This window comes from Phytobacter sp. RSE-02, assembly GCF_040578655.1.
Taxonomy (GTDB): Bacteria; Pseudomonadota; Gammaproteobacteria; order Enterobacterales; family Enterobacteriaceae; genus Phytobacter; species Phytobacter diazotrophicus.
Map to the genome: position 1 here is coordinate 292,201 of NZ_JBEULY010000006.1, position 7,240 is coordinate 299,440.

General features: G+C 56.3%; 6 protein-coding genes. 5 read left to right on the forward strand and 1 reads right to left on the reverse strand.

From position 1 onward, the window contains the following. Positions 1-39: 39 nt before the first annotated feature. Positions 40-1,578 carry a DNA recombination protein RmuC gene (gene rmuC / locus ABU190_RS15560; protein WP_354691766.1) on the reverse strand — a complete coding sequence of 513 codons (1,539 nt, stop codon included), beginning with the start codon at positions 1,576-1,578 and terminating at the stop codon, positions 40-42. 189 nt (positions 1,579-1,767) lie between these two features. Between rmuC and ABU190_RS15565 the strand changes: the two genes are divergently transcribed. The 5 genes from ABU190_RS15565 to ABU190_RS15585 all read left to right on the forward strand — a co-directional run bounded on the left by ABU190_RS15565 (position 1,768) and on the right by ABU190_RS15585 (position 6,666). Further along, complete coding sequence (locus ABU190_RS15565; RefSeq protein WP_354691767.1) at positions 1,768-3,048, forward strand: DUF445 domain-containing protein; 1,281 nt, start codon at positions 1,768-1,770, stop codon at positions 3,046-3,048. 87 nt (positions 3,049-3,135) lie between these two features. After that, positions 3,136-4,371: an MFS transporter gene (locus ABU190_RS15570; RefSeq protein ID WP_354691768.1), complete on the forward strand. Its 1,236-nt coding sequence runs from the start codon at positions 3,136-3,138 to the stop codon at positions 4,369-4,371. Positions 4,372-4,483: 112 nt separating this feature from the next. Further along, positions 4,484-5,635: a double-cubane-cluster-containing anaerobic reductase gene (locus ABU190_RS15575; protein WP_354691769.1), complete on the forward strand. Its 1,152-nt coding sequence runs from the start codon at positions 4,484-4,486 to the stop codon at positions 5,633-5,635. 9 nt (positions 5,636-5,644) lie between these two features. Beyond that, complete coding sequence (gene yjiL, locus ABU190_RS15580) at positions 5,645-6,409, forward strand: putative 2-hydroxyacyl-CoA dehydratase activator YjiL (protein WP_354691770.1); 765 nt, start codon at positions 5,645-5,647, stop codon at positions 6,407-6,409. Next, positions 6,409-6,666 carry a DUF3343 domain-containing protein gene (locus ABU190_RS15585; RefSeq protein WP_107223750.1) on the forward strand — a complete coding sequence of 86 codons (258 nt, stop codon included), beginning with the start codon at positions 6,409-6,411 and terminating at the stop codon, positions 6,664-6,666. Before yjiL ends, ABU190_RS15585 begins: the two co-directional genes overlap by 1 nt. Positions 6,667-7,240 lie beyond the last annotated feature (574 nt).

The window sequence follows — 7,240 nt, forward strand, 5'->3', positions numbered from 1 at the left end:
CACAAAAAACACGGATGGAAATCTGAAAACACCCATTCCTTAGCCCTCGTTAACCGCTTGCGAAGGCGTTTCGGGTAGTACGGCTGCGTCTCCCTCTACAGCGGTGGGCTCCTGTATCGCTTCGACGATCATCGCCATCCGTTCGTGCTCGAAATCACGGTGGGAAATCTCAAGCTTCGGTAGCTCCTTGTTGACCTTCTCGGAGAGTTTGCCAAAGCGCTCCACTCTGCCATACAGCCCCTGACTACCCACCAACGAGGTCACGGTGGCGTTGTACTGGTTGCTGGCGGTGGTCAGTGTGCCGCCAAGCTTGCTTAAGCGCTCTGCCACCAGGCAGACGGTATTGAAGATTTCCCCGGCACGTTCACTGATTTCCCGCGCTTCGCTGTTGCTGCGTTCAATCATCCACAGATTAGAGACGGTACGCAGAATCGGAATCAGCGTGGTATGGGAGACCAGCACAATCCCTTTGCGGTAGCCGTATTCAAACAACCCTTTATTCGTTTTGAGTGCCTCAATATAGGCCGCTTCGATGGGCATAAACATCAGTACAAAGCTCGGGCTTCGAATACCCGCCAGGTTGGTGTAATCCTTCGACGCCAGATCATCGATGTGGCGGCGTACCGCCATGATGTGCTCATCCATCGCGTGCTGCTGCGCTTGTGGCGTTTCGGCCGAACAGGCGCGATCATAGGCATTCAGCGACACTTTACTGTCGATAATGATGTGCTTATTGTCCGGCAAGCGGATCAGGTAGTCCGTCTGTTTCCTGCGCCCGTTTTCATCTGTAAAAGCGCTCTGCACCTCAAAGTGCTCTTTTTCCACCAGCCCGCTCATCTCCAGGGTGCGGCGCAATTGCGCTTCACCCCAGGCACCACGTTGTTGGGAGTCGCCCTTCAGCGCCGAGGTCAGATTGGTCGCCTCGGTACTCATTTTTAGCCCGACATCGAGCACCTTTTTAATCTCCGCATTCAAATCGGCATTGCCACGAATGGAGGCGTCGTGCACTTCATTGATCCGTTTCTGGAAGCCCTCAATTTGCTCGCGAAACGGCTTAAGCATGTCATCCAGGCTGTTTTTGCTGGTGGTGGTGAAGGTTTTACCCTTCTCTTCGAAAATCTTATTGGCGATATTTTCAAACTCGCGCGACAGGGATTTTTTGGTCTCTTCCAGGCTGGCAAACTGTTCGCGGAAATGGTGCTCGCGCTGCTCAAGCGTGGTTTTCAGCTCGGTATAGTCATGGTCAAGCTGGCCCGACAGACGACGTTCTTCTTCCAGTTGCGCTTCTGTTCTGTTCAGACGCTGCAAGAGCTCATCCGCTCGCCCTTTCAGATCGCTAATTTGCTGGCGCATGGCGCTGACGTCGATATCCCGCTGATGCTTTTCCTCGCGTGCCGCGTCGGTTTTGGCTTCCTGCTCACGCAGCAGTTTCTTGGTTGCCGCCAGCTCGTCCTCCGCCAGCTCATGGTCATGCTCCAGCGCGGCCATTTTGCGGGTAAATGTCTGTTGGGTGAGAAGCCATCCAAACGCGCCCCCCAGCAGGGCGGCAATCACAGCGGCAATCATCGTAAGCGTCATGTCAGAGCATCCTTTATCCATCTTTTCTGCGACTACCATACCCCCGGCAAACGAAGATGCAATATTTGGTTTTCGCCCTGCTTTTCTCCTTCACCTCTTTGGGAAGAGGGCCGGGATGAGGGGAACCGTCACCACCACGTTTCACTTTGAAAACCAAGCGAAACTGCTTCTCTGCTCTATGCTTAAACCATGAACAAAATCACAGAACTCAAACGAGCCAAACGCCTGGCGCTCTCATTACTGTTGATCGCGGCTGCGATCTTCATCGTTACCCTTTTTCTGCCGCCCAACTTCTGGGTCAGCGGGGTGAAGGCCATTGCCGAGGCGGCAATGGTCGGCGCGCTGGCAGACTGGTTCGCCGTGGTGGCACTCTTTCGCCGTGTCCCTATTCCTTTTATCGCTCGCCACACGGCCATTATCCCACGCAATAAAGATCGCATTGGCGATAACCTCGGTCAGTTCGTGCAGGAAAAATTCCTCGACACCCAGTCGCTGGTGGCACTCATTCACCGTCATCAGCCAGCGCAGATGATTGGTGTCTGGTTCAGCCAGCCGGATAACGCCCGTCGTGTCGGCCAGCACCTGATGCAGGTCATGAGCGGATTTCTGGAGCTGGCAGACGACACGCGCATCAAAAACCTGCTTAAACGCGCGGTACATCGGGCGATCGATAAAGTCGATCTCACAGAAACCGGCGCGCTGATGCTGGAGAGCATGACCAAGAACCAGCGCCACCAGGTATTGCTGGATGCCCTGATCGGCCAGATGATCCTGTTACTGCAAAAAGAGAGCAGCCGGGACTTTATCGCCAGCCAGGTCGTGCGCTGGCTGAAAACGGAGCATCCGCGTAAGGCCAAAATTTTGCCCACCGAGTGGCTGGGTGAACAAAGCGCCGTAATGGTTACCCGCGCGGTGAATACGCTGCTGGATGATGTCACCCACGATAGCGCGCACCAGATCCGCCGGGCCTTCGATAAAGCCGTACTTAAACTGATCGCCAATCTGAAAACCGACCCGGAGATGGCCGCCAGGGCCGATAACATTAAACGCTACCTGAAAGAAGATGACGCGTTTAACCGCTATCTGGGAGAGATGTGGGGTGACCTGCGCGACTGGATGAAAGCCGATATGCAGGCCGACGATTCACGCATTAAACAGCGCATCACCGAAGCCGGGCTGTGGTTTGGCGAAACGCTGCTGGCGGACGGCGCGCTACGTACATCGCTTAACGAACACCTGGAACAGGCGGCTCACAGCGTCGCACCGGATTTTGCCGCGTTCCTCACCCGCCATATCAGCGATACGGTGAAAAGTTGGGATGCCCGCGATATGTCGCACCAGATCGAGCTGAATATTGGCAAAGACCTGCAATTCATCCGCATCAACGGCACGCTGGTCGGCGGCTCGATTGGCCTGGTACTTTACCTGCTCTCGCAGATCCCCGCCCTGCTTTCGCTACCCGCCGGTTAAAAAATAGGCAAAATTAACATCGACATATAAATTGTCTGCTCGCACAATAGAAGAGCGCGGTAAGAAAAACCGTAAAAGGAGACTGTTATGTCATGGAAGCCCGCATTTTTCGCCCGTTACGCCGGGGTCTTTATCTTCCCGATGGCGCTGGTGCTGTACGATTTTGCCGCCTACCTCACCACCGACATGATCCAGCCGGGCATCATTCAGGTGGTGCACGATTTTGATGGCGATGTCAGCCTCGCACCGCTCTCAGTCAGCCTGTATATGGCAGGTGGCATGGCACTGCAATGGGCGTTAGGCCCTCTGTCCGACAGAATTGGTCGCCGCCCGGTGCTGCTGACCGGGGCGCTTATCTTTACCCTTGCCTGTATCGCTACGCTGTTCACTACCACCTTTGAACAGTTCCTGGCAGCGCGCTTTATTCAGGGAACCAGCATCTGTTTTATCTCCACGGTCGGGTACGTCACCGTTCAGGAAGCCTTTGAACCGACCAAAGCCATTAAGCTGATGTCGCTTATCACCTCGGCGGTACTACTGGCCCCGGTGATTGGGCCCCTTGGCGGCGCTGCGTTAATGCATTTTGTCCACTGGAAGGTGATTTTCGCGGCGATCGCCGTCCTCGGTTTTGTGGCCTGGCTTGGGCTGATGCTGGCGATGCCGGAAACCGTTAAAAGGCAGGAGACGCCGCTACGGGCAATGAGCGTAGTCCATGACTTTTGCGCGGTATTTCGCAACCGCGTGTTCCTCAACGGGGCCGCCACGCTCGCGCTCTATTACATTCCGCTCATGTCCTGGGTGGCCGTCTCCCCGGTGATTCTGATCGATGCAGGCGGCATGACCACTGCGGAATTCGCCTGGGCGCAGATCCCGGTCTTTGGCGCCTTGATCGCTGCCAATATCGTGGTAATGCGCTTTGTGGAAGATCCGACCAATCCGCGTTATATCCGTCGTACCGTGCCCATCCAGCTTATCGGGCTGGTGACATTGCTCGCCGGAAATCTGCTCTTTCCGCACCTCTGGTTCTGGTCGGTAACCGGCACCAGTATCTATTGCTTTGGTATCGGTCTGATTTTCTCGACCCTTTTTCGTTTTACGCTGTTTACGAATAACTTACCGAAAGGCACTGTGTCGGCGTCGCTCAATATCGTGGTGCTGAGCACCGTGGCGATCGCCATTGAGGGCGCACGCTGGCTGTGGTTCTCCGGCGGCGGGCGCATTCCATTTCATCTGCTGGCGCTGGTCACAGGCGGCGTTGCCATACTCTGCCTCAACCGTCTGGTGCGACGGGTACAGCAGTACGAAAGCGCTCAATGCCGCTAATCTCGCGGCAGATCAACAATTCCATATATTCAATAAGGTTATAATTCTTCCTTCGGCGGCAGCAGACCGCCTCTTTTTTCATTGTCTCCCGTGTTACGGGGAAGGAAAAACCATGTCTCTTATTACAGAACTTCCGGAAGTATTTGAGCAATTCTCCGACGCCCGCCAGAAAGGTTTTCTCACCGTGATGGAACTGAAAGAACAGGGGATCCCGCTGGTCGGTACCTACTGTACTTTTATGCCGCAGGAAATCGCGATGGCCGCGGGAGCTGTCGTGGTCTCATTGTGTTCCACTAACGACGAAACCATTGAAGAAGCGGAAAAAGATCTGCCGCGTAATCTCTGCCCACTGATTAAAAGCAGTTACGGTTTCGGCAAAACCGACAAATGCCCGTACTTCTATTTTTCCGACCTGGTGGTGGGCGAAACCACCTGCGATGGCAAGAAAAAAATGTACGAATACATGGCAGATTTCAAAGCCGTCCACGTAATGCAACTGCCCAACAGCGCGACGGATGACGCCTCCCGGGCGCTGTGGAAATCGGAAATTCTGCGCCTGCAACAGCACATAGAGGAACGCTTCGGCCAGCCGATCAGCGAAACCGCCCTGCGCGAGGCCATCGTACTGAAAAACCGTGAACGTCAGGCAACGGCAGATTTCTACCGTCTTGGGCAGTTAAATCCGCCCGCGCTGAGCGGGGCAGACATCCTGAAAGTGGTGTACGGCGCAACCTTCCGTTTCGATAAAAACGCATTGATTACCGAGCTCAATGAGATGACCGCCCGCGTGAAAGCGCAGTGGGAACAGGGCAAGCGGCTGGGATCCCGTCCGCGCATTCTGATCACCGGCTGCCCGATTGGCGGCGCGGCCGAAAAAGTGGTGCGTGCCATTGAAGAGAACGGCGGTTGGGTGGTGGGCTACGAGAACTGCACCGGGGCGAAAGCTACCGAACGCAATGTGGCGGAGGACGGTGATGTCTACGACGCGCTGACCGATAAATATCTGGCGATTGGCTGCTCCTGCATTTCACCTAATACCGAACGCCTGCGTTTGCTGAGCCAGATGGTCGAGGAGTACCAGGCCGACGGCGTAGTGGACGTGATTTTGCAGGCCTGCCACACCTATGCGGTGGAATCGCTCGCCATCAAACGCCACGTGCGCCAGCAGCACAACATTCCCTACATGGCGATTGAGACGGATTACTCCACCGCCGATATCGGGCAGCTCAGCACCCGCGTCGCCGCCTTTATTGAGATGCTCTAAGGGGTCAGGGTGACGTTCACGATAGGTATTGATTCCGGTTCAACCACCACCAAAGGGATATTGCTGGAAGGGAACGCCATTGTCCGGCGTTTCCTCTGCCCGACGTCGTTTCGCCCGGCGGACAGCATTCATGACGCCTGGGAGACACTGCGGGCAGGTCTGGAGGAAAAGCCCTTCCTTACGCTTACCGGCTACGGGCGGCAACTGGTGGATTTTGCCGATAAGCAGGTAACAGAGATTTCCTGTCACGGGCTGGGCGCGCGCCTGCTGTTGCCGGAGGCACGCACCGTCATTGATATCGGCGGTCAGGACAGCAAGGTTATCCAACTTGATGAACAGGGCAATCTCACCGATTTTCTGATGAACGACAAATGCGCCGCCGGAACAGGGCGCTTTCTGGACGTCATTTCACGCACTCTGGGTACCACGGTGGAGGCGCTGGACGGGCTCACCGACGGCATCGCGCCGCATCCGCTGACCAGCATGTGCACCGTGTTCGCCGAATCAGAAGTGATCAGCCTGCGCTCAGCGGGCGTTGCTCCCGAGGCCATTCTGGCGGGTGTGATCAATGCGATGGCACGACGCAGCAGCCATTTTATTTCGCGGCTCACCACTCAGGGACCGCTGCTGTTTACCGGCGGCGTCAGCCATTGCGCCCGTTTCCGTGCCATGCTGAGTGAGCATCTGAAGATGACGGTGCATACCCATGACGATGCTCAATACGCGGGGGCGATTGGCGCGGCGCTGATTGGTCAGCGCCAGAGGGGACGTTGATGGAAGAGTTCCTGTTTTTATTTCACTCCACCGTAGGCGTCGTGCAGACCCGCAAACTGTTGCAGGCATCCGGCGTGTCGTTTCGCGTGGCGGATATCCCACGCACCCTGCGCGGCGGCTGCGGGTTATGCATTCGTCTGCAGTGCCCGCCCGGTACCGAACAGCAGTGGGTGCTGCCCGGCGCGACCCAGGCGATTTACCGCTGCGAGGGAGAAGCGTTTGAGCAGGTGGCGGTGTATGCGTCGTCGCCCGGTTAAGGCGCTTGCACCGTCATCCGGGATTTCCCCGGTGGCGCTGCGCTTACCAGGGCTACAAGCACGCCCACAGGGCTGAGGGATCCCCAGTAATATGACGTTTTACAGCGATAACACCGCGTAATGAGAGCGAAACCGTTACAGCGATGGCAGGGTCCGGCTGAAAATCGATGAGGCGTTGACGGCTGACCGGGGCCGCCCGCAGGGAAGCGGGCGGAGGGGATAGCCTACAAGGATGTAGGCTGGTCCCCGACCCGAAAGTCAGACGACATAAGACGAATGGACCGCGAAGCGGCGATTTTCTTTGCCGGGAGCCCGGGTCGCCAGGGTGGTGGCGGTGAGCCACCCTGGCACGTTCACGGGTTCTGTCGCGACAGAAAAGCAAGGAACATAAGGTGAACGGAATGGCCACCAGAGCCGCATTTTCCCCCTCACCCTGGCCCTCTCCCTTGTACGGTCCGGAGACATAGTGAACGCTTGTTCGGGGACATGGTAGACACTTACAACTGAGGCATAAGAACCCGTTTATGGAGTCACTTATGCCCTGGGATGCGAGAGATACCATGTCATTACGTTC

Excerpts from the sequence above, each read along its gene's own strand:
- rmuC (WP_354691766.1), bottom strand. The coding sequence starts at position 1,578 with ATGACGCTTACGATGATTGCCGCTGTGATTGCCGCCCTGCTGGGGGGC.
- ABU190_RS15565 (WP_354691767.1), top strand. The coding sequence starts at position 1,768 with ATGAACAAAATCACAGAACTCAAACGAGCCAAACGCCTGGCGCTCTCA.
- ABU190_RS15570 (WP_354691768.1), top strand. The coding sequence starts at position 3,136 with ATGTCATGGAAGCCCGCATTTTTCGCCCGTTACGCCGGGGTCTTTATC.
- ABU190_RS15575 (WP_354691769.1), top strand. The coding sequence starts at position 4,484 with ATGTCTCTTATTACAGAACTTCCGGAAGTATTTGAGCAATTCTCCGAC.
- ABU190_RS15585 (WP_107223750.1), top strand. The coding sequence starts at position 6,409 with ATGGAAGAGTTCCTGTTTTTATTTCACTCCACCGTAGGCGTCGTGCAG.